Source organism: Mycobacterium sp. (assembly GCF_032159775.1).
Classification (GTDB): domain Bacteria; phylum Actinomycetota; class Actinomycetes; order Mycobacteriales; family Mycobacteriaceae; genus Mycobacterium.
Genome location: NZ_JAVHWK010000128.1, coordinates 59,654 through 83,541 on the forward strand (window position 1 = coordinate 59,654; position 23,888 = coordinate 83,541).

Annotated in this window: 24 protein-coding genes; 12 read left to right on the plus strand and 12 right to left on the minus strand. The window is 65.7% G+C overall.

Annotated elements, in window-relative coordinates:
* Window positions 1–13: 13 nt before the first annotated feature.
* From QOJ24_RS16290 to QOJ24_RS16315, 6 genes are all read right to left on the minus strand, one after another.
* On the minus strand, window positions 14–652 hold the full coding sequence (locus tag QOJ24_RS16290) for a chitin-binding protein (protein WP_526262975.1): 639 nt from the start codon (window positions 650–652) through the stop codon (window positions 14–16).
* A 162-nt stretch (window positions 653–814) separates the two neighbouring features.
* Window positions 815–952: a CstA-like transporter-associated (seleno)protein gene (locus QOJ24_RS16295; protein ID WP_526262977.1), complete on the minus strand. Its 138-nt coding sequence runs from the start codon at window positions 950–952 to the stop codon at window positions 815–817.
* Window positions 952–3,246, minus strand: a complete 2,295-nt coding sequence (locus tag QOJ24_RS16300) for a carbon starvation CstA family protein (protein WP_526262979.1) — start codon at window positions 3,244–3,246, stop codon at window positions 952–954. The genes QOJ24_RS16295 and QOJ24_RS16300 overlap by 1 nt, the downstream gene beginning before the upstream one ends.
* A 101-nt stretch (window positions 3,247–3,347) precedes the next feature.
* Window positions 3,348–4,919 carry an ATP-dependent DNA ligase gene (locus QOJ24_RS16305; protein WP_526262981.1) on the minus strand — a complete coding sequence of 524 codons (1,572 nt, stop codon included), beginning with the start codon at window positions 4,917–4,919 and terminating at the stop codon, window positions 3,348–3,350.
* A gap of 21 nt (window positions 4,920–4,940) precedes the next feature.
* A complete protein-coding gene (locus QOJ24_RS16310) occupies window positions 4,941–5,315 on the minus strand; it encodes a glutamyl-tRNA amidotransferase (protein WP_526262983.1) in 375 nt (124 codons plus the stop codon).
* Window positions 5,316–5,417: 102 nt separating this feature from the next.
* On the minus strand, window positions 5,418–6,971 hold the full coding sequence (locus QOJ24_RS16315; protein WP_526262985.1) for a molybdopterin-dependent oxidoreductase: 1,554 nt from the start codon (window positions 6,969–6,971) through the stop codon (window positions 5,418–5,420).
* Between the two features lie 99 nt (window positions 6,972–7,070).
* Here QOJ24_RS16315 and QOJ24_RS16320 point away from each other — a divergent pair, with 99 nt between their 5' ends.
* Genes QOJ24_RS16320 through QOJ24_RS16335 form a run of 4 tightly spaced genes read left to right on the plus strand, consistent with a single transcriptional unit; the run spans window position 7,071 to window position 11,244 of the window.
* Window positions 7,071–7,838 (plus strand): SDR family NAD(P)-dependent oxidoreductase, encoded by a 768-nt coding sequence (locus QOJ24_RS16320; RefSeq protein WP_526262987.1) that lies wholly within the window; start codon window positions 7,071–7,073, stop codon window positions 7,836–7,838.
* Between the two features lie 25 nt (window positions 7,839–7,863).
* Window positions 7,864–9,600 (plus strand): ubiquinone-dependent pyruvate dehydrogenase, encoded by a 1,737-nt coding sequence (gene poxB, locus QOJ24_RS16325; RefSeq protein WP_526262989.1) that lies wholly within the window; start codon window positions 7,864–7,866, stop codon window positions 9,598–9,600.
* A gap of 58 nt (window positions 9,601–9,658) precedes the next feature.
* Entirely contained in the window at window positions 9,659–10,210 is a 552-nt protein-coding gene (locus tag QOJ24_RS16330) for a hypothetical protein (RefSeq protein ID WP_526262991.1), read from the plus strand.
* Window positions 10,177–11,244, plus strand: a complete 1,068-nt coding sequence (locus QOJ24_RS16335; RefSeq protein ID WP_526262993.1) for a phosphotransferase family protein — start codon at window positions 10,177–10,179, stop codon at window positions 11,242–11,244. The genes QOJ24_RS16330 and QOJ24_RS16335 overlap by 34 nt, the downstream gene beginning before the upstream one ends.
* On the opposite strand, the gene QOJ24_RS16340 is transcribed toward QOJ24_RS16335, so the two are convergent.
* A complete protein-coding gene (locus QOJ24_RS16340; RefSeq protein ID WP_526262995.1) occupies window positions 11,241–12,005 on the minus strand; it encodes a sulfite exporter TauE/SafE family protein in 765 nt (254 codons plus the stop codon). The genes QOJ24_RS16335 and QOJ24_RS16340 overlap by 4 nt on opposite strands.
* 35 nt (window positions 12,006–12,040) lie before the next feature.
* On the opposite strand from QOJ24_RS16340, the gene QOJ24_RS16345 reads away from it, so the two are divergent.
* A complete protein-coding gene (locus tag QOJ24_RS16345) occupies window positions 12,041–12,853 on the plus strand; it encodes a Fic/DOC family protein (RefSeq protein WP_526262996.1) in 813 nt (270 codons plus the stop codon).
* Window positions 12,854–13,029: 176 nt separating this feature from the next.
* On the plus strand, window positions 13,030–13,527 hold the full coding sequence (locus QOJ24_RS16350; protein WP_526262998.1) for a homocitrate synthase: 498 nt from the start codon (window positions 13,030–13,032) through the stop codon (window positions 13,525–13,527).
* Window positions 13,528–13,599: 72 nt separating this feature from the next.
* Here QOJ24_RS16350 and QOJ24_RS16355 read toward each other — a convergent pair whose 3' ends face one another.
* Window positions 13,600–15,084, minus strand: coding sequence for a cytochrome P450 (locus QOJ24_RS16355; protein ID WP_526263000.1), 1,485 nt, complete (start codon window positions 15,082–15,084; stop codon window positions 13,600–13,602).
* A gap of 119 nt (window positions 15,085–15,203) precedes the next feature.
* Here QOJ24_RS16355 and QOJ24_RS16360 point away from each other — a divergent pair, with 119 nt between their 5' ends.
* Window positions 15,204–15,839: a TetR/AcrR family transcriptional regulator gene (locus QOJ24_RS16360; RefSeq protein ID WP_526263002.1), complete on the plus strand. Its 636-nt coding sequence runs from the start codon at window positions 15,204–15,206 to the stop codon at window positions 15,837–15,839.
* An 18-nt stretch (window positions 15,840–15,857) separates the two neighbouring features.
* Entirely contained in the window at window positions 15,858–16,712 is an 855-nt protein-coding gene (locus QOJ24_RS16365) for an SDR family oxidoreductase (protein WP_526263004.1), read from the plus strand.
* A 12-nt stretch (window positions 16,713–16,724) separates the two neighbouring features.
* Here the strand turns inward: QOJ24_RS16365 and QOJ24_RS16370 are convergent, their stop codons facing one another.
* The 3 genes from QOJ24_RS16370 to QOJ24_RS16380 are packed head-to-tail and all read right to left on the minus strand — an operon-like array spanning window position 16,725 to window position 19,612.
* Window positions 16,725–17,912: an AAA family ATPase gene (locus QOJ24_RS16370; RefSeq protein ID WP_526263006.1), complete on the minus strand. Its 1,188-nt coding sequence runs from the start codon at window positions 17,910–17,912 to the stop codon at window positions 16,725–16,727.
* A 27-nt stretch (window positions 17,913–17,939) separates the two neighbouring features.
* The gene (locus tag QOJ24_RS16375) at window positions 17,940–19,016 is read right to left on the minus strand and encodes a DNA polymerase IV (RefSeq protein ID WP_526263008.1); all 1,077 of its coding nucleotides are present in this window, start codon (window positions 19,014–19,016) and stop codon (window positions 17,940–17,942) included.
* On the minus strand, window positions 19,013–19,612 hold the full coding sequence (locus QOJ24_RS16380) for a TetR/AcrR family transcriptional regulator (RefSeq protein ID WP_526263010.1): 600 nt from the start codon (window positions 19,610–19,612) through the stop codon (window positions 19,013–19,015). The genes QOJ24_RS16375 and QOJ24_RS16380 overlap by 4 nt, the downstream gene beginning before the upstream one ends.
* 92 nt (window positions 19,613–19,704) lie before the next feature.
* Here QOJ24_RS16380 and QOJ24_RS16385 point away from each other — a divergent pair, with 92 nt between their 5' ends.
* From QOJ24_RS16385 to nrdE, 4 genes are all read left to right on the plus strand, one after another.
* Window positions 19,705–20,247 carry an NADPH-dependent FMN reductase gene (locus tag QOJ24_RS16385; protein ID WP_526263012.1) on the plus strand — a complete coding sequence of 181 codons (543 nt, stop codon included), beginning with the start codon at window positions 19,705–19,707 and terminating at the stop codon, window positions 20,245–20,247.
* A gap of 457 nt (window positions 20,248–20,704) precedes the next feature.
* The gene (locus QOJ24_RS16390; protein WP_526263014.1) at window positions 20,705–20,947 is read left to right on the plus strand and encodes a redoxin NrdH; all 243 of its coding nucleotides are present in this window, start codon (window positions 20,705–20,707) and stop codon (window positions 20,945–20,947) included.
* Window positions 20,948–20,984: 37 nt separating this feature from the next.
* Window positions 20,985–21,434, plus strand: a complete 450-nt coding sequence (gene nrdI / locus QOJ24_RS16395; RefSeq protein ID WP_526263016.1) for a class Ib ribonucleoside-diphosphate reductase assembly flavoprotein NrdI — start codon at window positions 20,985–20,987, stop codon at window positions 21,432–21,434.
* A gap of 65 nt (window positions 21,435–21,499) precedes the next feature.
* Window positions 21,500–23,581, plus strand: coding sequence for a class 1b ribonucleoside-diphosphate reductase subunit alpha (gene nrdE / locus QOJ24_RS16400; protein ID WP_526263018.1), 2,082 nt, complete (start codon window positions 21,500–21,502; stop codon window positions 23,579–23,581).
* A gap of 3 nt (window positions 23,582–23,584) precedes the next feature.
* On the opposite strand, the gene QOJ24_RS16405 is transcribed toward nrdE, so the two are convergent.
* Window positions 23,585–23,881 (minus strand): DUF1330 domain-containing protein, encoded by a 297-nt coding sequence (locus tag QOJ24_RS16405; protein WP_526263020.1) that lies wholly within the window; start codon window positions 23,879–23,881, stop codon window positions 23,585–23,587.
* Window positions 23,882–23,888 lie beyond the last annotated feature (7 nt).

A 23,888-nucleotide genomic window follows, 5' to 3' on the forward strand; every position in this document is an offset into this window, starting at 1 on the left:
GCCGGATGGTCTGTCAGACCGGTAGTGGAATCCAGATCCCGAAGAAATAGAAACCCCACTGGTTGTAGCCGGGGTCCCACACCGGTTGCTCGTTGAAGCCGAAGTAGTTGATTGGCGGCGGCGGCGGCCCCCATGCCTCCGACAACGGCCCATCCCAGATCGGCGGCGGCGGCGCGCCCCAGCCCCATGGCGGCAGCCCGTCGCCCCACGGCGCGCCGCGGAAACGTCCTCGCCAGTCGTTGTCCTGAGGACTGAACGGCGGTCGCCAATCGTGACCACCGGGGCGATTGAAGTCGCCGGGCGGTGGGCCGCCTGGACCACCGCCGGGTCCGTGGAAGTCACCGGGCGGACCGCCGGGAGGGCCACCCCGGAAGTCGCCGGGCGCACCGCCCCGGTCACCAGGAGGGCCGCCCCTGTCGCCGGGACGAGGTCCGTCAGGACCCCGATCCCCAGGCGTCCCGCCGCCGGGTCCACGTTCCCCAGGAGGCGGTCCGCCGCCGGGAGGACCGCCGGGTCCGCCACCCCCACCCGGGCACTGCACCCCCGGAGGGCATTGCGGCGCAGCGTTGGCGACGCCCGATCCCAAACTGATGCCTGCCGAGGCAAGCACGCAACCGATGGCCGCTCCCGCTAATAGCTGATTGAATTTCATTGCAAGGCCTTTCCGCGTCGATAGACGCCCCAACCCGATTGCGACGGTAGGAAGGCTTCGTAAGAGCGAGCTATGTCGCCGCTTTGAAAGCGTTAGCAGGCCGAAAAGGCCGATCGCCGTTGCCGGTTTGCGGCCAGGCGATCGGCAGGGTTCACGCAGGCGTCAACAGCAGCGGGGGTTGGGGCTGGTCTCCGTTGCGGCGTGGCGCATCCGCCAGTACTCGCGTTCGGAAACGACCGGTTCGTCGGGGTGCATGCGCCCGCGATGCTCGACGTAGCGCCGGTAGTGGTTGTCGCCCATCAATGTGCCCCAGTACCAACGGATTTGGTGTGCGAATTCGGTAACGCGTCCCATTGCTTCTGCACCTCCCGTTCCGCCTTGGTGGTGATGAGCCCGGACGGTGCGAATAGCCGCGACGGCACGGGCTCGTCCTCGGAGAGAGGCGACCCCGCACCGCGTATCGCTCTGAGCGCCACGATCACTCCAGCCGCGAAGACAATGATGGTCAGAACCGCGAAGACGATCGACAGCGTGCCCTGAATGAAGGTGTTGCGGATGACGGCATCGAGCTGACCGGCGTTCTTGGCGGCCTGAAACGCCGTCTTGCCGGCTTCCTTGGCGGCCACGTACTGCGAGTGCTGGCTCCAATAACCCACCTTGGGATCGCCCGAGAAGATCTTCTGCCACGACGCCGTCATCGTGACCGTGAGATCCCACAACAGCGGGGCAGCTGGAATCCAGGCCCATTTCACCAAGCCGCGTTTGATCACCACGACCGTCACGACTGTCAGCGCGATGGCGGCGAGCAGCTGGTTGGCGATTCCGAACAGTGGGAACAGCGTGTTGATGCCGCCGAGCGGGTCGGTGACACCCATCAGCAGAATGCCGCCCCAGGCGGCGACGACGATGACGCTGCAGATCCAGGCGCCGACACGCCAGCTCGGGTCCTTCAGCTTGCGCAGCGGACCGCCGAGGTTGCTCAGCCCATCCGACAGCATGAAGCGCGCTACCCGGGTCCCGGCATCGACCGTCGTCAGGATGAACAGTGCCTCGAACATGATCGCGAAGTGGTACCAGAAGGCTTTCAGGCTCTCGCCGCCGAATACCTGATGCAGCACCTCCGAGATACCGATCGCCAGGGTCGGTGCGCCGCCGGTGCGGGACACGATGGATTCCTCGCCGACGTCCTCTGCAGCCTTGGTGATCTGCTCCGGTGTGATCGGCGCGCCCGACAGCCCGAGCCCGTTGACGTACTCCGCCGCCGTCTGCGCCGTGCCCCCGGTCTGAGCGGTCGGCGCATTGAGGGTGAAGTACAGGTGTTGATTGAGGATCGCAGCGGTGATCAGCGCCATGATTCCCACGAATGACTCGGTCAGCATGCCGCCGTAACCGATCAGCCGCATCTGGCTTTCCTTCTCGAGCAGCTTGGGCGTGGTCCCCGATGAGATCAGCGCGTGAAAGCCCGACAGCGCGCCGCATGCGATCGTGATGAACAGGAACGGGAACAGCGAACCTGCGAAGACCGGACCTGTGCCGCTGCTGGCGAAGGACGAGATGGCAGGCGCCTCCATGATCGGCCGGGCCAGCATGATGCCGAGCGCCAGCAGGGCGATGGTGCCGACTTTCATGAAGGTCGACAGGTAGTCGCGAGGGGCGAGCAACAACCAGACGGGCAGCACCGACGCCGAGAAGCCGTAGACGATGATGCACCACGACAACGTCACTTTGGACAGAGTGAACCAGTCAGTGCCCCAGGCTGTTTCGGCGACCCAGCCGCCCGATATCACTGCGAGCAACAGCAAAGCGACGCCGATCAGCGACACTTCCGACACGCGCCCGGGTCGCAGGAAACGCAGATATAGACCCATGAAGATGGCGATCGGGATCGTCATCGCGATCGAGAAGACGCCCCACGGGCTTTCGGCGAGCGCGCCAACCACGACCAGCGCCAGCACCGCCAACAGGATGACCATGATGACGAGCACGCCGACGATCGCGGCAACGCCGCCGATCGCGCCGAGTTCGTCGCGGGCCATCTGCCCCAGTGAGCGCCCGCGTCGGCGAGTAGAGATCGACAGGACGAGATAGTCCTGCACACAGCCGGCGAACACCGCGCCGACGATAATCCAGATGGTTCCTGGCAGGTAACCCATCTGCATCGCCAACACCGGGCCGACCAGCGGCCCCGCGCCCGCGATCGCCGCGAAGTGGTGCCCGAACAACACTCGCCGGTCGGTCGGCATGTAGTCGGTTGCGTTCTCGAAAAGCTCGGCGGGCGTGGCGTTGTCGTCACGCGGGCGGACGATTTTCATCTCGATGAGTCGGGCGTAGAACCGGTACCCGATCACGTAGGTGCAGACAGCGGCGATGACGAACCAGACCGCGTTGATCGTCTCCCCGCGAAAGAACGCGATGATCGCCCATGCGACCGCGCCGAGCACCGCGATGATCCCGAAGATGATCTTGTGGCGGGTGGTGATCGGCGATCGATCGATGATCGCGACAGGCGGCAGATCCTTTTCGGTACGGATGTAGGTGATGTCGCCGTCGTGCTCTTCGAAGCGGTCCGTCGACTCTGCGGTGGGTGAAGCCACTGGTTCCTCCCTCGGTCACGTGGAGTTCTCGTGCCTGAGACGATCCTGTCAAAGGCGGTGCCGGGCCTGAAGAGGATTGCCGAAGATGGTCGAAATACTTGCTATTCGCGCTCGTAGAACGCCCGGACCGTATCGACGGTGTCGGCTTCGGCGGGGCTTTTGTCGTCCCGATACCGCAACACCCGAGCGAACCGCAGTGCCATCCCGCCTGGATAGCGCGACGACGTCTGCACCCCGTCGAACGCGATTTCCACCACCTGTTCGGGCCGGACCCTGACCACCCAGCCGTCGGTCGGCCCGTCGGCCAACTCGGTGAACCGGGCGGTCTGCCAGTCGAGCATCGCGTCGGTCATGCCCTTGAAGGTCTTGCCCAGCATGACGAAATTTCCCGACCCGGGGTCGCGGGCGCCGAGATGGATGTTGGACAGCTTGCCCGTGCGCCTGCCGGAGCCCCACTCGACGGCCAGCACGACCAGGTCGAGGGTGTGTACCGGCTTGACCTTGAGCCAGCCCGCGCCGCGGCGGCCCGCCTCATACGAGGCGGATGGCGATTTCGCCATCAGGCCTTCGTGCCCGGCGGTCAATGTGGTGTCCAGGAACTGTTGTGCCGCATGGATATCCGAGGTGACCAATCTGTCGACGCGCTGACCGGACGGCACGATCGCGTCGAGCGCCGCCAATCTGTCTCGCGTGGGTTCGTCGAGCAGGTCGACACCGTCCAGATGCAGGATGTCGAAGAAGAACACGGACAGCGGCTGGGCGGCGCGTGCGGCCGCGATGTCGACGCTGCGGTCCTTGACACCGCGGCCCCCACCGCGACCGAATCGCGACGCGGTGACCTGAAATCGGTGCGGCCGTCCGTCGGGACGCAGCGCGATGGCCTCGCCGTCGGCGATCAGATCCGTCACCGGTAGCGCAAGCGTCGCCTCGACGACCTCGGGCAGCCGGGCGGTGACGTCGTCGAGGCTGCGGGTGTAGATCGATACGTCGTTGCCTGCACGGTGGATCTGAACGCGGGCTCCGTCCAGCTTGGCTTCGAAAACCGCTTCGCCACCGAGTCGTTCGAGAGCCTCACCGACGCCGGTCGCGGTCTGGGCCAGCATCGGCCCGACGGGCTGACCGACGCGCAGTGTGAATCCCGACAACGCCGCCTCACCGCCGGTCAGCGCGGCGGCTGCGACCGCAGGCAGATCACCGCCCAGCATCGCCGCCCTGCGGACAGTCGGGCCGGGCACACCCGCGGCCTTCGCGACGGCGTCGGCCATCACCCCGGCAAGCGCCCCTTGGCGCAACTCGCCGCCGAGAAGCCGGCGAAGGAACGTCTGCTCGACGTCCGTTGCCGCGGAGAACAGATCGGCGACGAGTCCCGCTCTGATCGACTGTGATCCCTTGCCGGCAACGGCGCCGATCTCGGTGAACGCGGCATCGACCGTGTCGACCGCCAGCGTCGGCTCCTGCGCAGGCGGCGGGAGCGAGCGCAACGCGGCCCACCCGACGCCGATCTGGCGCTGCGGCAGGTCGCCCGACAACCACGACACGATGACGGCGACCTGCCGGGCGTCACCGTCCTCGCCGGCCCTGGTCAGCAGGTCGGCGATGCGGGCGATCTTGACCAGGCGCGCAGACGACGCGCCGACCTCGGCCGATGCGGTGGCGACGTCGATCAGCTGCACACCCCCACCCTGGCACGGGAGTCAGACATCTCCCAGTAGGTCGCTGAGGATAGCCACCTCAGCATGCATTGCCTCGGCCCGCGCGAAGTGGCCGCCCGCGATGAACTGGTCCGCGGCGCTGAGTCGCTCGTCGATCTCGGAACGCACCAGCGCGCGGATCTGCTCATCCGATAGGTCTCGCCGCGCCACCTCGGTGCTACCCACGCCCGCGACGGCGCCTGCGACGGCGCCGTTCGTCCGCCCCGTTACGACAACCGTGTCGGGGGTCTCGGCGTTGTCGATCGCGCTCAGAACCGAGCGCAGGGCGGTGACACGCGTCGGGTCGCGCTTCTTGCGGGCGGCAAGAAGCGATGCGCGCAGAACTGTGCGCCAAACCTCGGCGGGCTGGGTGACCATGGCTCGCCAAGGTACTCACGAGCGTGCGCTCTTGCATCTGATTTTGCGGCGTGTCGATGTGCAGACACGCCCGCTCGCGGAAGGTTGTCCAAGCTCGCGGGCTTAATGGACGGCGAAGTCGACCGAGTGCCAGCCCGACGCCCCGTCGGGCACCGGGTCGGCCCACTGCTCGGTCTGCGTTGCGCCGGTGTTGTCGGTGGCCCGCACCGAAATCGTATGCGAGCCAACGTCTTCTGCCCGCCAGGGGAAGCTCCACAGCCGCCATGCGTCGTTGGAGTAGCTCGCGCCCAGCTGCGCCTGCTGCCAGGTGCCCTGCTTATTCGGGCTGTCGATGCGCACCTCGACGGCCTTCACGCCACGGTTCTGTGCCCACGCGACCCCACCGAACGTCACCGGCCCGCGGGCGACCTCCTGGCCGCTGCGTGGCACATCGATGCGCGATTCGGTCTTGATGGGTCCGCGCGGCGACCAGCCCAGCCGCGTCCAGTACGCCTCCGCCTTGTCGAACTGCGTGATCTCCAGGTCCACAACCCATTTGGTGGCCGACACATAGCCATACAGGCCGGGCACGACGAGACGTGCGGGGTAGCCGTGCTTGGTGGGCAGCGGCTGGCCGTTCATCCCGACGGCCAGCAGCGCGTCCCGGCGATCGGTGAGCGCCTCGACGGGAGTTCCGGCCGTGAACCCGTCGCTCGACTTCGACAACACCATGTCGGCATCGGGGTGCACGCCCGCGTCGGCCAGCAGGTCCCGCACCAGGTAGCCCGTCCACCTCGCATTCGAGATGAGGTTCCCGCCAACGGGATTGGATACACAGGCCAGCGTCACGACCTTCTCGACGACCTCGAACCGGTCCAGATCTTCGAACCGGTAGGTGACCTCGTGGTCGACCATGCCGTGGATCTTCAGCCGCCACTCGGCGCGGCTCAGCTGTGGGACGGTCAACGCGGTGTCGATCCGGTAGAAGTCGTCGTTGCTGGTGACGAACGAAGGCAGCGCAACACCTTTGGGCTGCACCGTCGGCGGGATCGGCGGTGCGGCGACATCCACCGCGGGCAGTGCGAACGCATCGCGATCACCGGCCACCGATGTCCTCGCCCGCGACAGCACCACGCCCACCACACCGCTGGCCGCACCAGCGGTGAGCAGTCCCAGGGTTATCAGGGACAGCCGCCTACCGTGGTCGGGCTCCTCGGAAGTATCGTGCTCGGCCGGTTCGGCGGGCGTGTCGGTGAAACGTCCCGAGGTCAGCAACCGCAGCACGACGACTCCGCACACCGTGCCGACGACGGTCGGGACGACGTCCATCGGCAGTTCGCCCCCGCGGGACAGCACCGCCGCGCATCCGGCCACCCCGGCAGCGACGATCACCGCGCTGCCGATCGGGAACCGCGGTCGTTCCATCGAACCGGCGACCGCGGCGATGACGGCGATGACCGCCAGCACGAGAATCGACAGCGCGAGCTTGTCCGCGGTGCCGAACGTCGTGATCGCCCATTCCTTCACCGGGCCGGGCGTCAGGTCGATGACCGACGACCCGACGGCGGTGCGAGAATCCGATTGCGGGCCGACGAACGCGGCCACCAGCGAAGTGATGCCGAGCGACACCGCGGCAGCGGCGATGCCCGCCATCGCCCGTGACCCGCTCGACGCCATGCAGGCCAAGGTACCGATCTGCCCACCCGAAAGCCTTACCGATAAGTGACGTCAGTTAGGTTGCTTTACGAATCGAGCACTTTTTGGAAAGGGAGCCAGATGGAGATCGCTGGGAAAAAGGCCGTCGTCGTCGGCGGGGCGTCGGGGTTCGGCAAGGCGACGGCCGAGGCGCTGGCCAAGCGAGGCGCAAGCGTAGCGATCCTGGATCGGCCACAGTCGAAGGGCAAGGACGTGGCAGATGCCCTCGGCGGAACCTTTCACGAAGTGGACGTCACCGACTTCGAGGGCACAGAGAAAGTCCTGAATGAGGCCATCGAAGCACTCGGCGGCCTGCACATCGTCGTGACCACAGCGGGCGGCGGCATCGGCCAGCGCACTATCACCAAGGAGGGCCCGCACAGCCTCGACGACTTCCGTCGCTCCGTGGACCTCAACCTCATCGGCACCTTCAACATCAGCCGGTTGGCCGCATGGCAGATGAGCAAGAACGATCCGGTCGACGATGAGGCCGAGGAGCGCGGCGTCATCATCAACACCGCGTCGATCGCTGCGTTCGAGGGCCAGATCGGGCAGGTGGCTTACACGGCGTCCAAGGCCGCCATCGCGGGGATGTGCCTGACGATGGCCCGCGATTTGGGCAGCATGGGAATCCGGGTGCTCGCGATCGCGCCGAGCCTGTTCGCGACGGGGCTGACCGAAGGCATCCCCGACGAGTTCGCCAAGGTGCTCACCAAGGATGCCGCCTTCCCCAAGCGCCTTGGCCGTCCCGATGAGTACGCGAAGCTGGCGGTCGCGATCGTCGAGAACGCGATGCTCAACGGGCAGTGCCTGCGACTGGACGGCGGCCAGCGTTTCGCACCCAAGTAGGGGCCAAACGCCATAGGGTGACCGGGTGGCGACCGTTGCCGATCATGTCATCTCCGCCCTTGCGCGCAGCGGTGTCTCCCGCGTCTACGGGTTGCCCGGCGACAGCCTCAACGGTTTCACCGACGCGATCCGGCGTGCTCCCGAAATGTCTTGGGAGCACGTGCGTCACGAGGAGACCGCCGCCTTCGCAGCGGCCGCCGACGCTGCGCTGAGCGGGCAGCTCGCCGTCTGCGCGGGCAGCTGCGGGCCCGGCAACCTGCATCTGATCAACGGGCTTTTCGACGCGCAGCGCAGCCGCGTACCTGTGCTGGCGATCGCAGCGCACATCCCGCGGTCCGAGATCGGCTCCGACTACTTCCAGGAGACACATCCGCAGGACCTGTTCCGAGAGTGCAGCGTCTACTGCGAACTCGTCAGCACCCCGGAGATGACGCCGCGGATCCTGGAGATGGCGATGCGTGCAGCCGTCGAAGAGCGTGGCGTCGCCGTCGTGGTGATTCCCGGTGAGGTGTTCCTGCAGCGCGCCGACGACTCCGCCTGGACGAGCAGGCCGATCGTCGCTGCCCGTTCGGTGGTGCGTCCCGACGACGAGTCGCTGCAGCAAGCGGCGGCGATCCTCAACGACGCCTCGGCCGTCACCATTCTTGCGGGTGCCGGTGTCGAGGGCAGTCATGACGCGGTGATCGCCGCGGCGGCGACGTTGAACGCTCCTATCGTGCATGCGTTGCGCGGCAAGGAGTTCATCGAATACGACAACCCGCACGACGTCGGGATGACCGGGCTGCTCGGCTTCGCCTCCGGCTACAAGGCCATTAAGGAAGCCGATGCGCTGCTGATGCTGGGCACCGACTTTCCTTACCAGCAGTTCTATCCCGAGAACGCGAAGATCATCCAGGTCGACATCCGTGGCCGACACCTCGGCCGCCGCACGCCGATCGATCTGGGTCTGGTCGGAAGCGTGGGCGACACATTGGCCGCCTTGGCGCCTTCACTTCTCCAGAAGCAGCAGCGCGACCATCTCGACAGGTCGCTCAACCACTACCGCAAGACCCGTAAGCGGCTCAACGAGTTGGCGGTCAACGACCGCGACCGCACCCCCATTCGACCCGAATACGTTGCGGGGCTTGTGAACCGGCTGGCTGCCGAGGACGCGGTATTCACCGTGGACGTCGGATCACCTGTCGTATGGGCAGCCCGCTATGTGGGAATGAACGGTAGGCGCCGGCTGGTCGGATCGTTCAACCACGGCACCATGGCGTGTGCACTGCCGCATGCGATCGGCGCGCAGACCGCTCACCGCGACCGGCAGGTGGTCGCGCTGGCCGGCGACGGCGGGTTGACGATGCTCTTCGGCGAGTTGATCACGCTGACCCAGAATCGGTTGCCGGTCAAGGTGATTGTGTTCAACAACTCGTCGCTGAACTTCGTCGAGTTGGAGATGAAGGCGGCGGGCATCGTCAACTTCGGCACCGACCTGCACAACCCGAACTTCGCGGATATCGCCAAGGCGATGGGCATCTTCGGCCGCCGCGTCGAGGAGCCAGCCGAGTTGGAGCAGGGCATCGTCGAAGCGTTCGCCTACGACGGCCCGGCCGTCATCGACGTGGTGACGGCCCGCCAGGAGCTTTCCATTCCGCCCGCGATCACCGTCGAGCAGGCAAAAGGCTTTTCGCTGTACGCGATCCGGACGATCCTCGCCGGCCGCGGGGAGGAACTGCTCGACCTCGTCACTACGAACGTCGCCCGTCGACTGCTGGACTGACGGCAACTCGCTAGGCGCTTTCCGAGCCCTTTTTGATCTTGACCGCTAAAGTTTGCCCATGCGCATCCGAGTGTGGTCAGCGGTGGCTCTTGTTTTGCTCCTCGCGGCCTGCGGGGGCCCGAAGCCGGAGATTCCCGACGCGAAAACCGATAACAAGCCCGACACCAGCGACATCGAGATCAACGGGGACGCCTCGGATCCGGTGAACAAGCTGGCCATCGAGGCGATAGCGGACCTGCAGCACTGGTGGTCCGAGCAGTATCTGGCCACCCAGTACGGCCTCGCGGCGCTGACGCGCCTTGGTGACGGGTCCGACGAGAAGACGTCCACCCTGAGGGGCGACTGCCTCGCCGGTGGATATACCGCGAGCGTCATCATCTACAACCGCCCGGACACCAGCACCTATCACATCTCGCCGGGTGACCTCGACGAAGGCATCATGGCGCTGCTGGTGTTCCGCGGCGAGGGCGATACCGAGCGCCAAGGCAACGGCTTCGACCGCGTGCGCGCGTTCTGCGAAGGGTCATCGACGGCGCCCAGGCTTGCCTGGACTACAGCGCCTGACACGATGTCCGCATGTCCGATGACGCGTATCTGCTCCCGACTCTGAGCGAGGCCGACCAAGCCGCCCTGCAGGTGTGGGTACGGCAGCAGGGTCTCGGCTCGACCGTGACCGACGTGGCGCCGCTGTTCGGCGGCACCCAGAACATCGTGCTCCGGGTGCACGTCGACGGCCGTCCCATGGTGCTGCGACGCCCGCCCTTGCACCCACGACCGACCAGCGACAAAACGATGCTGCGCGAGATCGCGGCGCTGCGCACGCTCGCGGGCACGACCGTTCCGCACCCGGGCTTCATCGCCGGCTGCGAAGACCTCGACGTGCTCGGCGTGGTCTTCTACCTGATGGAGGAGATCGACGGCTTCAACCCGGGCAGCGACATGTCCGAGGCGTATGTCCGCGATGCGGGTATGCGCCACGACGTCGGGCTGTCCTACGCCGCGAGCCTCGCACAGCTGGGCAACGTCGAATGGGAGGGCAAGCCGCTCGCGGAGCTCAAACGACCGGGATCGTTTCTGGAGCGCCAGGTTCCGCAGTTCCTCCGGCTGCTCGAGAGCTATCGGCACGAGCACTACGATCCCGAGTCGCTTGCAGTCACCGACCTCGCCGAGTGGCTGCAGACCAACCGTCCGCCCGACGGTGAGCCGGGAATCCTGCACGGCGACCCCCATCTGAGCAATGTGCTGCTCCGCCGGGACAGGCCGGAGCTGGCGGCGTTCGTCGACTGGGAGATGTGCACGATCGGTGACCCGCTGCTCGATCTCGGGTGGATGCTGATTTGCTGGCCGCTGGACACCAACGCCATCACCGCGGGGGCGCTCCTTGGCGCGCTCGGCGGACTGGCGACGCGCCGTGAGCTTCTCGATGCGTACTGGGCGGCGGGCGGCCGCAAGACCTCGCGGCTGGACTGGTACATGGCGATGGCCTGCTTCAAGCTCGGCGTCGTCATCGAGGGCACCTGGTCGCGCTACTTGATGGGCATGGCGGGCAGGGACGCGGGCGAGGCACTGCATTTCAACGCCCAGAACCTGATCGACATGGGTACCCGGGTCGCTAAGGGCGACAACCCGTTTCAACTGGACTAGCTGTACGTGTCGATCCCGAGCTTGATCGCCAAGGCGATGCCTGCGGCGCTGATCAAGACCTTCAGCGGGCCTGCAGGCGCATGCCGTACCACGATGGGACCCAGCCTGGATCCGATGAGGCAGCCGAGTCCGAGCGCGAACACGGCGGGCCAGTGCACCGGGGCGGTGAACGAAAATATCAGGGCCGCAACGGTGTTCGATACGCCGGTGATCACGTTCTTGGAAGCGTTGGCGTGCGCCAGGGTGGCATGGCCGAGATGCAGCAGCAGCGCGATCAGCAACACGCCTGCCGCGGCGCCGAAATAACCGCCGTATATGCAGATCACGAAGATCGCCGCAGACTCGAACAGGATCGTGGCGGTGTGCCGTCGGTGGCTTGCCGCCCTCGCGTCCCTGTTGCCTCGACGGGGGATGGCGATGGCGAGCGAGGCGCCGCCGAGCAGGATCGGCACGATCTTCTCGAAGCCCTCCGCCGGTGTGGACAGCAGCAGCACCGCACCTATCGCGCCGGCGACCGCAGCGACCGGCAGAATCCGCTTCAGCCAGGGGCCTTGGCCCTTCAGCTCGGGCCGCGAGCCCCACACGGAGCCGATCGCGTTGAATACCATTGCCACCGTGTTCGTCACGTTCGCCGTCACTGGCGGTAAACCCACCACAAGCAGAGCGGGGTAGGTGGCAATCGACGCCAGGCCGGCGATGCTGCCGGTCAGCCCTCCTATGACACCGGCCGCGGCGAGGAAGGCGGCGTCCCACCAAGACATTGACCGCAATGGTGCCTGCTCGCACAATCAACGCCGTGCCCGCCCCCGATCGGCTGCCGCAGCCGCTGCGCCACTGCGTCGACCAGACGATCGCCGCTGAAGCACTGGAGGGCTGGCGGCCGACCGACGAGCAGGTTGACGCGTTGGTCGCACTGGTCAGCGGCGAGGCCGCCTTCGACGACTATCTGGCGTCGTATCGATCCCGCTATCCGGTGAAGGCGACGCGGGATGCGCATCGCCGGACCCGCCGCGGCAGTCCGCCCTACTTCGTGCCGGGAACAACGTTGCTGCGCAACAACTTCGGCGCCGACGACCAGACAGTGCTGACCGATCTCGAATACGTCGCGACCGCGGGCCGCATCGCGGGCTGGCATTGTCGGCTCGCAAACGGCGACGTCGGTGCCGATGATCTCGACATCCGGGCGATTCACCGGCATGTGTTCGCCGACGTCTACGGGTGGGCCGGCGACTTCCGGGTCACAGAACTGCGGCTCGGCGACGACGTTTTCGCCAGGCGAGCGTCGGTACAGCGGGAAGCGGCCCGCATCGTGGCGACCGCGCGCTCACTGACGGCCGACACAGCCTCAATTGACGACGACGCGCTGGCCTCTCAACTCGCCCGCCTCTACGCGGACTACAACTACCTTCACCCGTTCCGGGAAGGCAACGGGCGAACGGGCACGTTGCTGCTGCACACGGTGACCACGCTGCGCGGCCGCACGCTCGACCTCAGCGCGATCTCGCGCCGGCAGTGGTACGCGGCGTCGCATGACAGCATGCCGCTGCGCAGGGGCGAAAGCCCCGACCATGCGCCGTTCGTCGCGTTGTTGGTCCGTGCGCTCGACTAGGTGCCGGAAAAATCTTCGAAAGTGTTTGCACCCGCTCGTCGGGCAGGACTAGCATTCCTGACGTGCTGAGACGACTTGAAGTAGCAGTCCCCAGCGGGGTCTGATCCTGGCCGACCCCTCGCTGTGGGTCGTTGCTACGTCGTCGGTCAATCCTTCTAGCCAGAGAAGACCGGCACATGACTTCTCCACCACAATCCGCAACCAGCGCTGCACCGCGCATGGCGGCCGACACATTTACCGCATGGGTGCCCAGCGGCCTGCGCAAGGAGGCCGATCGAATGGACTGGAACCTCTTCCGCAGCACGTATGCACCAACCACCGGCCCGCTCCGGCTTGGGCAGTGGACCTGCACTGACGACGAGTGCCCGGCCACCAGGCTCGGCCCTCAGCCGCGCAACTACCAGGCCACCCTGGCGATCGGCGACAGGATCAGCGTCGCCTCGGCGGCCGCTTCCGGCCCGGTCGGGGCGCTGACGGAGATGCTTTACGCGCAGGGCATCCCCGTCGAGTTGACCGCGTTCCATCAGCTGCCGAGCGGCGATGAGACGGCGACCTTCATCCGGGGCAGCGACGGCTCACACGCCGAGTGGGCGATGGGCCTGGACGCCGACGCGACGCAATCGGCGCTGAGCGCCGTCATCGCGTGTGCGAATCGCCTGCTGGCCGCGAGCTAACGCGCGAAACGGAATTCCAGCACCCCTGCACTCGCACTTTCGGTGCTGGAATTCCGTTTCGCGGAGGCGGTGCTAGCGCAAGGGGCGCAACACGATCGGCATGCCGTCCATCGGCACCGGCATGCCGCCGTAGTCATAGCGCGGCTCGTAGCCCGGCCGGGACAGTTCGAGTCGGTAGCGGCGCAGTAGCCGGTGCATGATCGTCTTGATCTCGAGCTGGCCGAACACCATGCCGATGCATTTGTGCGCGCCACCGCCGAACGGCGTGAAGCCGTAGCGATGCTTCTTGTGCTCGTTGCGGGGCTCGGCGAAGCGGTCCGGGTCGAACTTGTACGGGTCGGGGTAGATCTCCTCCAGCCGGTGATTCATCCCCGGGTAGCCGATGACGTTCGTGCCCTTGGGTAGGTAGTAGCCGAGCAACTCGGTGTCGCGCACGGTCTGGCGCATTGCCCACTGCACCGGCGACACCAAGCGGATCGACTCGTTCATCACCAGGTCGAGCGTTTCCAGCTTCTCGAGTGCCTCGATGTCCAGCGGGCCGTCGCCGAGCCGGTCTGACTCGTCGCGGCAGCGCTCCTGCCATTCCGGGTTGGCGGCCAGATAGTGCGACATCGTCGTCGCGGTAGAAGTGGAGGTGTCGTGGGCGGCCATCATCAGGAAGATCATGTGGTTGACGATGTCCTCGTCGGAGAACCTGTTGCCCTCCTCGTCCTCGGAGTGGCACAGCACGGTCAGCAGGTCGTTGCCGTCCTTGCCGCGCCGCTCCTTGACGCGCGCATCGAAGTAGTTCTCCAGGTACTCACGTGCTTTGAGCCCTCGCCACCAGGTGAACGGCGGCACGCTGGTGCGGATGATGGCGTTGCCCGCCCTTGTGGTGACGGTGAACGCCCTGTTCACCTTCGTCACCAGTTCCTTGTCGGTGCCCGGCTCGTGGCCCATGAACACCATCGAGGCGATGTCGAGCGTGAGCTCCTTCATAGCGGGATACAGCAGGAACCGTGCGTCGTTGGTGACCCAGTCGTTCGAGATGACCTGAGAGACGACCTTGTCGACGTGCTCGGTGTAGCCGGCCAGTCTGGTCCGGACGAACGCCTCCTGCATGATCCGCCGGTGGTACATGTGTTCGTCGAAGTCAAGGAGCATGAGGCCGCGCTTGAAGAATGGGCCGATGGCAGGCACCCAACCCTGCTGCGAGAAGTCCTTGTTGCGGTTCGTGTACAAGGCCTGAATGGCGTCGGGTCCCAGCGCCACCACGGATGGAAGGATCGGCGAATCGAGCAGCGACAGCGGTCCCTTCGTGCGATAGAGATGCAGCCAGTAGTCAGGGCCGCCCCGGAACATCTCGATCATGTGACCGAGGATCGGCAGCCCGTTGTCCCCCATCACGGGCTTCAGCTCGCTGCACGCCGGTGGGTCGGCCCATGAATGCTGGGGCCAGTCGCGGGCCAGCAGGCGCTTCTCGACGGCGCCCATGCCCGGCACGGTGAGGAAGGGCGACGTGGTGATCCGTCGCTTGGCCTTGTCGAGCACATAATCCGTGGTGCTGATCGTCGGCATTCGATTGCTCCTGAGGCAGAAAGACTGTGGCCGTTGTCACTCCCATCCTCATCCTGAATGGCAGACTTGACGCATGTCAAGTTTTGACGCGGCGGACAGTAATGCAAAGGTCTACTGCGATGACAGCTGAATCGGCTCCGCAGGAGGCCCGTCGCAGCCGCGGTGATCGTCAGCGCGACGCCATCGTCGCCGCGGTCCGCGAGCTGCTCCACGAGCGCTCATTCGCCGACCTGTCCGTCAGCACCATCAGCGAGCGGGCCGGCGTCGCGCGGTCGGGCTTCTACTTCTACTTCGACTCGAAATACGCCGTGCTCGCGGTGATTCTGGCCGACGCCAGCGAGCTGCTCGACAGCCTCACCCACCATTTCGCACCGCGTGAACCGGGGGAGACGCCCGCGGCGTTCGCCAAACGGATGGTCGGCAGCGCTGCGGCCGTGTACGCCAACGACGACCCCGTCCTGACGGCCTGCGCGGTCGCCCGCAACACCGACGCCCAGATCCGCGAGATGATGGACGATTTCTACGACGGGATCATCGACAAGTTGATCGCGCTGCTCGAGCAGGATTCCGAGGCGAGACCGATCTCCGACGACCTACCCGCGCTGGTGCGCACGCTGGCGGCCACGACCACGATGACGCTGACGCAGGACAGCGCGTTCGTCGGTCGCGGCGGCGATCCCAAACGCGCCATCGCCGCCCTTGAAAAGCTGTGGGTGGCCGGTATCTGGGGTGGCACCAACTCCCGCAACGCCTAGGTCAGTAAGGTCACCGCAATGGCGCAGAACGGCTTTGACGGCAAACGCTGCTTCTTGACGGGGGCCGCCAGCGGCATCGGCCGTGCGACTGCGCTGAAGCTGGCCGCACAGGGCGCCGAGCTGTATCTCACCGACCGCGACGCCGAGGGCTTGGCGACGACGGTCGCCGACGCGCTGGCGCTTGGCGCGAAAGTGCCCGAGCACCGCGCGCTCGACATCTCCGACTATGACGCCGTGACGCAGTTCGCCGCCGACATCCACGCCAACCATCCCGCGATGGACGTGGTGATGAACATCGCGGGCGTCTCGGCGTGGGGCACGGTCGACCGGCTCACCCACGACCACTGGCGCTCGATGATCGACATCAACCTGATGGGGCCCATCCACGTCATCGAGGCGTTCGTGCCGCCGATGGTTGCGGCGCGCCGCGGCGGTCACCTGGTCAATGTGTCCTCGGCCGCCGGGCTGGTGGCACTGCCGTGGCACGCCGCGTACAGCGCCAGCAAGTACGGTCTGCGCGGTCTTTCCGAGGTGCTGCGCTTCGATCTGGCGCGTCAACGCATCGGTGTGTCGGTGGTGGTGCCCGGCGCGGTGAAAACCCCGCTGGTGCAGACGGTTCAGATCGCAGGCGTAGACCGCGAGAATCCCGCCGTGCAGAAGTGGACCGACCGGTTCGCAGGCCACGCGGTATCGCCCGAGCACGTCGCCGACAAAATCCTGCGTGGGGTCACCAGGAACAGGTTCCTCATCTACACCTCACCCGATATCCGCGCGCTCTACATGTTCAAGCGCGCCGCGTGGTGGCCGTACAGCGTCGCGATGCGGCAGGCCAACGTGGTGTTCAGCCGCGCGCTGCGGCCCGGCCTGAAGTGATCGCGACCCGCGTCAGCGCTTGCCCCAGTCCCACGGCGGCGCCGTGAGCATGCCCAGGCCTTCGATGCGCGTTTCGCCGAGCTCCTTGTACAGCGGGATTTCCACCACCGCAGTGTCGTCGTCCGCATCGCTCACGGGTGTGCTGCCAAGGGATGCGAGCATCGCCTTCGAGTGAGTGACGACGACGACCTGTGTCAGGTTCGCCGCCGCATCGATCAGAGATGCCAACGGCCGCAGCAGATCTGGGTGCAGCGAGGTCTCCGGCTCGTTGAGCACCATCAATGATGGCGGCTGCGGACTCAGCAGCGCCGCTGCCCACAGCAGGAAACGAAGGGTGCCGTCGGACAGCTCGGCGGCACGCAGCGGCCGCAGCATTCCGCGCTGGTGCAGCTGAAGGTCGAAGAGCCCGTCGTGCACGGCCACCGACACCGACGCGCCGTCGAACGCCTCCGCGACGGCCCGTGAGAGGTCGTCGAACCCTGCCTCGATGACCGTCTGGACCGCCGCCGCAACGTCGCGGCCGTCGTCCGACAACACGGGTGTGCGGGTGCCGACCTGGGGCAGCCTCGACGGTGCGGTCGCGTCGACGCGGAATCCGTCGTAAAACCGCCAGGTGCGAAGCCGGTGCCGAACCGCCGCCAGCTCCGGATGCGCACCGGGATGGGCGTATTCGGCGAGTACGCTGCGGTGCGGAGGCAATGACCGCGACACCTGCTCGAAGCCGTGCCCGGAGTCCGCGGCCACCTCTACGTAATCCCGGGTGCGGCGCATCAACGTCGAGCCGGTGCGCATCACCGCGCCCGCGAACACCACCTCGCGCTTGATCTCGGGATCGAGGGCGAACAACGATCCGTGACCGGCCATCTGAGGCAGCCCGAGATCGACGAGATAGCCGAAATCATCTGAGGCGAAACCGAGTTCGAGCGCGACAGGCCCGATGCGGGTGGTGCCCTCGACCCGCCCCGTCCTGCGCGCTCCGCCCAGCTGTTCGGGACCGGCCCACAGCACCGACTCCAGCCCGCCCTCGCGTGCGAGCGACCCGATCACCTCGCCACGCCCGCAGTCGGCCAGCAGTCGCATCGCTCGATACAGCGAGGACTTGCCGGTGCCGTTGGCGCCGGTGACCACGGTGAGGCGACGAAGTGGCAGCACGATCTCGCGCAGCGAGCGGTATCCGCGGATGGCGATCGTGTGCAACATGTGCCGAGGGTATTGCCCGGGTCTGACTCAGTAGCCACCCGCCGGCGGTGCAAGCTCGAGTCGCACACCGAGCAGTCTGACCGGTCGGTCGAGCTCGAACTGGTCGAGCAGTTGCAGGGCCGTCTCGGTGATGAGGTCACCGTCGTTGCCTGCCGTCGGGAGCTTGCGGATCTTCGTCCTGGTGAAGAACGTCTTGGTGCGCACGGTCACAGCCACCCGGCTGACGACACGACCCTGGGTCACGACCTCGGCCAAGGTCTGCCGGGCCAGATCGACCACCGCCGCGTCTATCTCGGCGCGCTCGGTCAGGTCCTCGGGAAAGGTGACGACGTGGCTTCGCGAGCGGGCCACCCACGGTTCGGCGCTGACGTTCGTGTCGCCGCCGCCCTTGGCCAGCAAGAGGATCCATAGGCCGGTGGTCGGCCCGAACGTTGACGTCAGCAGCGTCGCATCGGTTGCCGCCAGGTCGGCGACGGTGGTAACGCCCAGCCCGGCAAGCTTTTTGGCGGTCTTCGGGCCGACCCCCCACAATGCGTCGACCGAGCGGTCGCCCATCACCGCCATCCAGTTGGAATCGGTCAGCGCATAGATGCCTGCAGCTTCATCTGCTCCACGCGCGCGCCCCGGCTTGCCGAACCCGGTGGCGACCTTCGCGCGCTGCTTGTTGTCGCTGATGCCGACCGAACACGACAGGCCGGTACCGGCCGTCACCACCTCGCGGATCTGTTCGGCCAGCTTGATCGGGTCGTCGGAATCGTTGAGTTCGGCGCCGACAAAGGCCTCGTCCCAGCCCCAGACCTCGACCGGGTGGCCGAAATCGCGCAGCAGGGTCATCACCTCTTCTGAGGCCTCGTCGTATGCCTGCGTGTCGAGCGGCAGGAATACCGCATCGGGGCATTTGCGCGCCGCCGTGCGCAGCGGCATCCCGGCGTGCACACCGAACTCGCGCGCCGGATACGACGCGCAGGTGACGACCTTTCGCGGCTCCGTCGGATCACCGTTGCCGCCGACAATCACGGGCACGTCCGCGAGGTTGGGGTTGCGGCGTACTTCGACCGAGGCCTGGAACTGGTCGAGGTCGACGTGCAGGATCCAGTTGCTCACTTGCCGCAGAGCTTGCGCGCCAAGCTCTCCCACTTGTCACCCAGAGACTCCAGCGTCTCGCCCCGGTCGCGGAGTTGGTGATGGACGTAGTCGGCGTCCAGCAGTGCCAGCAGCGCATCGCTCTGCGCGTCGAGGTCTCCCGTGCTGCCTGCGGTGTCGAGCAGCAGGCGGACGTGGGTGTGCTGCAGCAGCGCCGGAGCGCCGTAGCGGCTCTGCGGATCCCGGTTGGCCGCCGAGAGCAGTGCGCGATGGGTGTCGGCGAAGCACAGCCGCGCACGGCCGAACGCGAGCAAGCGCTCCAGCGGCGGCGCGTCGGGCCCGAGCGGCGGGGGACCGAACAGGAATGCCTCCTGGATGGCCCGCTCGTCCTCGTCGAGCAACACCAGCATCAGCCCGGCCCGGCTGCCGAAGCGCCGGAACACCGTGCCCTTGCCGACTCCTGCCGCCGCGGCGATCTCGTCCATCGAAACCGCATCCGCGCCACGCTCGGCGATGAGCCGACGGGCCGCGTCGAGCAGCAGTGCGCGGTTGCGCGCGGCATCGCCCCGCTCCTGCGGAGCGGATACCGGCAGGTCGCCGAGCGGTTGGACGCTCATGGCTGCACTTTAACGCAACCGGAACAAAACGGACCATGGTCCGGTTGACTCATGCGAGGATGGCAACGAACACTTCGAAGGGATTCGCGAACATGGCGGACGTCAAGATATTGGCATTGGTAGGTAGCCTGCGTGCCGCATCGATCAACCGGCAGCTGGCCGAGCTGGCTGCAGAGACGGCGCCCGAAGGCGTCGCGGTGACGGTCTTCGACGGGCTGGGCGACCTGCCTTTCTACAACGAGGACATTGACAACGAGAACGTTCCTGCGTCCGTTGTCGCGCTGCGCGAAGCGGCGGGCGAGGTCGACGCCGCGCTCGTCGTCACGCCGGAATACAACGGCAGCATCCCGGGTGTGCTGAAGAACGCGATCGACTGGCTGTCACGGCCGTTCGGCAACAGCGCGCTGAAGGGCAAGCCGGCCGCTGTCATCGGTGGGTCGTTCGGCCAGTACGGCGGTGTGTGGGCGCACGACGAAACCCGCAAATCGTTCGGGATCGCGGGACCGCGCATCGTCGAGGACCTCACATTGTCGGTCCCCTTCAAATCCCTGGACGGGAAGCATCCGCGGGAGAACGCCGAGGTCGTCGCGAGCCTGCGCGACATTGTCGGAAAGCTGGCCGCCGAAGTCGGCTGACCTCAGCCAGTCGCTGAGCCGTCGGCAGGTTTTCATAACCCTCCGGCGGCTTTGCTGTTACGTCACCGTGACGATCCGGCCCGGTGTGCTGTCGGTGCCTGATGGTAAACCGATACGCGACAGCCGACACACCCAAGATGTGATGTGCGACACGCCGGGAGTCCTGCCGCCCATGTGCTTACGACCAGGGAATTCCATAAATGTTGTTTAGAAGATGTGGTATCCGTCCGGATTGTCTGACACTAGGTGTAGTGTTTGGCGCACCGACAGACCCCCATGGTTCGGAGGCCGGCCGGAGTGCAGAATCCGGCGGAATCGGTCGTCCCGACAAGTCGGCTGAGCAGCTCGGACGACCGGAATTTTGAGGGCCCGCGGATCGCTGAACTTCAGCGAGAGGCTTTACCCGATCAGTTGCCAGTCAGTGTCTAGTTCCGTCCGCAGAGGAGTCGTACCGCAGATGAACATCACCGTCTACACCAAGCCGGCATGCGTGCAGTGCAACGCCACCTATAAGGCGCTGGATAAGCAGGGCATCGCCTTCGAGACGGTGGACATCACCGTCGACTCCGAGGCCCGCGACTATGTCATGGCGCTCGGCTACCTGCAGGCACCCGTCGTGGTGGCGGGCAACGAGCACTGGTCGGGCTTCCGCCCCGATCGCATCAAGGCATTGAACGGTGCCGGGGTACTCACCGCATAAATCGCAATCCGACATCGAGGGAGGGAGGGCCGCCGAAATGGCCGGATGCCACGTCGTCTACTTCTCCAGCGTGTCGGAAAACACCCATCGATTCGTCGGCAAGCTTGGTGTGCCCGCCGTCCGGATCCCGCTGCACGGGCGCATCGAGGTCGACGAGCCCTACGTACTGGTGCTGCCCACCTACGGCGGTGGACACGCCACACCGGACATCAACGACGGGGGATACGTCCCGAAGCAGGTCATCGCCTTCCTCAACAACGAGCACAACCGCTCGCTTATCCGCGGCGTGATCGCGGCAGGCAACAACAACTTCGGTGCGGAGTTCGCCTATGCCGGAGACGTGGTCTCCGGCAAGTGCGGCGTGCCGTACCTGTACCGATTCGAACTGATGGGAACCCCGGAAGACGTGCAAGCCGTCCGCGAGGGTTTTGAAGAATTCTGGAAGGACCAGACGTGTCACCAACCGTCACAGCTGCAGAGCCTGTAACCATTTCGCCGGGTGCTCACTCTGCCTCGGGCGCCGGCGAGAACGACTACCACGCGCTCAACGCGATGCTGAATCTGTATGACGCCGACGGCAAGATTCAGTTCGAGAAGGACCGCGAGGCCGCACACCAGTACTTCCGCGAGCACGTCAACCAGAACACCGTGTTCTTCCACGACGTCGACGAGAAGCTCGACTACCTGATCAAAGAGGACTACTACGAGCGCGAGGTGCTCGACCAGTACTCGCGCAACTTCGTCAAGACGCTGCTGGACCGCGCCTATGCCAAGAAGTTCCGGTTCCCGACGTTCCTCGGCGCGTTCAAGTACTACACGTCTTACACGCTGAAGACGTTCGACGGGAAGCGCTATCTCGAGCGGTTCGAGGACCGTGTCGTCATGGTGTCGCTCACGCTGGCCGCGGGCGACACCATGCTGGCCGAGAAGCTGGTCGACGAGATCATCGACGGCCGCTTCCAGCCGGCCACCCCGACGTTCTTGAACTCGGGCAAGAAGCAACGCGGCGAACCCGTGAGCTGCTTCCTGCTGCGCATCGAGGACAACATGGAGTCCATCGGGCGCTCCATCAACTCGGCACTGCAGCTGTCCAAGCGCGGCGGCGGAGTTGCGTTACTGCTCAGCAACATCCGTGAGCATGGCGCACCGATCAAGAACATCGAGAACCAGAGCTCGGGTGTCATCCCGATCATGAAGCTGCTCGAGGATTCGTTCTCCTATGCCAACCAGCTGGGGGCGCGTCAAGGCGCGGGAGCGGTGTACCTGCACGCACACCATCCCGACATCTACCGGTTCCTCGACACCAAGCGCGAGAACGCCGATGAGAAGATCCGCATCAAGACACTGTCGCTCGGCGTGGTGATCCCGGACATCACCTTCGAGCTGGCGAAGCGCAACGACGACATGTACCTCTTCTCGCCGTATGACGTCGAACGCGTCTACGGTCTGCCGTTCGCCGACATCTCGGTGACCGAGAAGTACTACGAGATGGTCGACGACGCGCGGATCCGCAAGACCAAGATCAAGGCGCGGGAGTTTTTCCAGACGCTGGCCGAGTTGCAGTTCGAGTCGGGCTACCCGTACGTCATGTTCGAGGACACGGTGAACCGGGCCAACCCGATCGAGGGCAAGATCACGCACAGCAACCTGTGCTCGGAGATCCTGCAGGTGTCGACGCCGTCGGTGTTCAACGACGATCTGTCCTACGCCAAGGTCGGCAAGGACATCTCGTGCAACCTGGGCTCGATGAACATCGCCAAGACCATGGACTCGCCCGACTTCGCGCAGTCCATCGAGGTGGCGATCCGGGGCCTGACCGCGGTGAGCGACCAGACCCACATCTGGTCGGTGCCGTCGATCGAGCAGGGCAACAACGACTCCCACGCGATCGGCCTTGGGCAGATGAACCTGCACGGTTACCTGGCAAGAGAGCGGATCTTCTACGGCTCGCAAGAGGGCATCGACTTCACCAACATCTACTTCTATACGGTGCTGTATCACGCGATTCGGGCATCGAACCGCATCGCGATAGAGCGGGGCACCACCTTCAAGGGCTTCGAGAACTCGAAGTACGCGTCGGGTGAGTTCTTCGACAAGTACACCGAGCAGGTGTGGGAACCCAAGACCGACAAGGTGCGGGAGTTGTTCGCCGAGGCGGACATTCGTATTCCGACGCAGGAGGATTGGGTCAAGCTCAAGGAGTCGGTGCAAAAGCACGGCATCTACAACCAGAACCTGCAGGCCGTACCGCCGACCGGGTCGATCTCCTACATCAACCACTCGACGTCGTCGATTCACCCGATCGCGTCGAAGGTGGAGATCCGTAAGGAAGGCAAGATCGGTCGGGTGTACTACCCGGCGCCGTACATGACCAACGAGAACCTCGAGTACTACGAGGACGCCTACGAGATCGGCTACGAGAAGGTCATCGACACGTACGCCGCGGCCACCCAGCATGTGGATCAGGGCCTCTCGCTGACGCTGTTCTTCAAGGACACCGCCTCAACGCGCGACGTGAACAAGGCGCAGATCTACGCGTGGCGCAAGGGAATCAAGACCCTGTACTACATCCGGCTGCGCCAGATGGCGCTGGAAGGAACCGAGGTCGAGGGCTGCGTCTCCTGCATGCTGTAGGAGTCAGTCGTCGAGCCCCGGCACAAAGAGCAGGCGGCGCTCGAGCGCTGTCTTGCTGATCGCGAGCGCCTCCGCGTAGTCGTCGGAGGTGTGCCACTCCTTCAGCTTCGCCATGGTGGGGAACTCCACGATGACGACACGCCTGCCTTCATCCCAATCGCCTTCGGGCACGTCGGGGACCGCAGCGCGGGCCACATACCGGCCGCCGTGTCGTGCGATCGATGCTTCCGCCAGGGCCATATAGCGCTTGGCCGCCTGCGTATCGACGATGCGTACTTCCGAGATCACGAATGCACTCATTGCGACA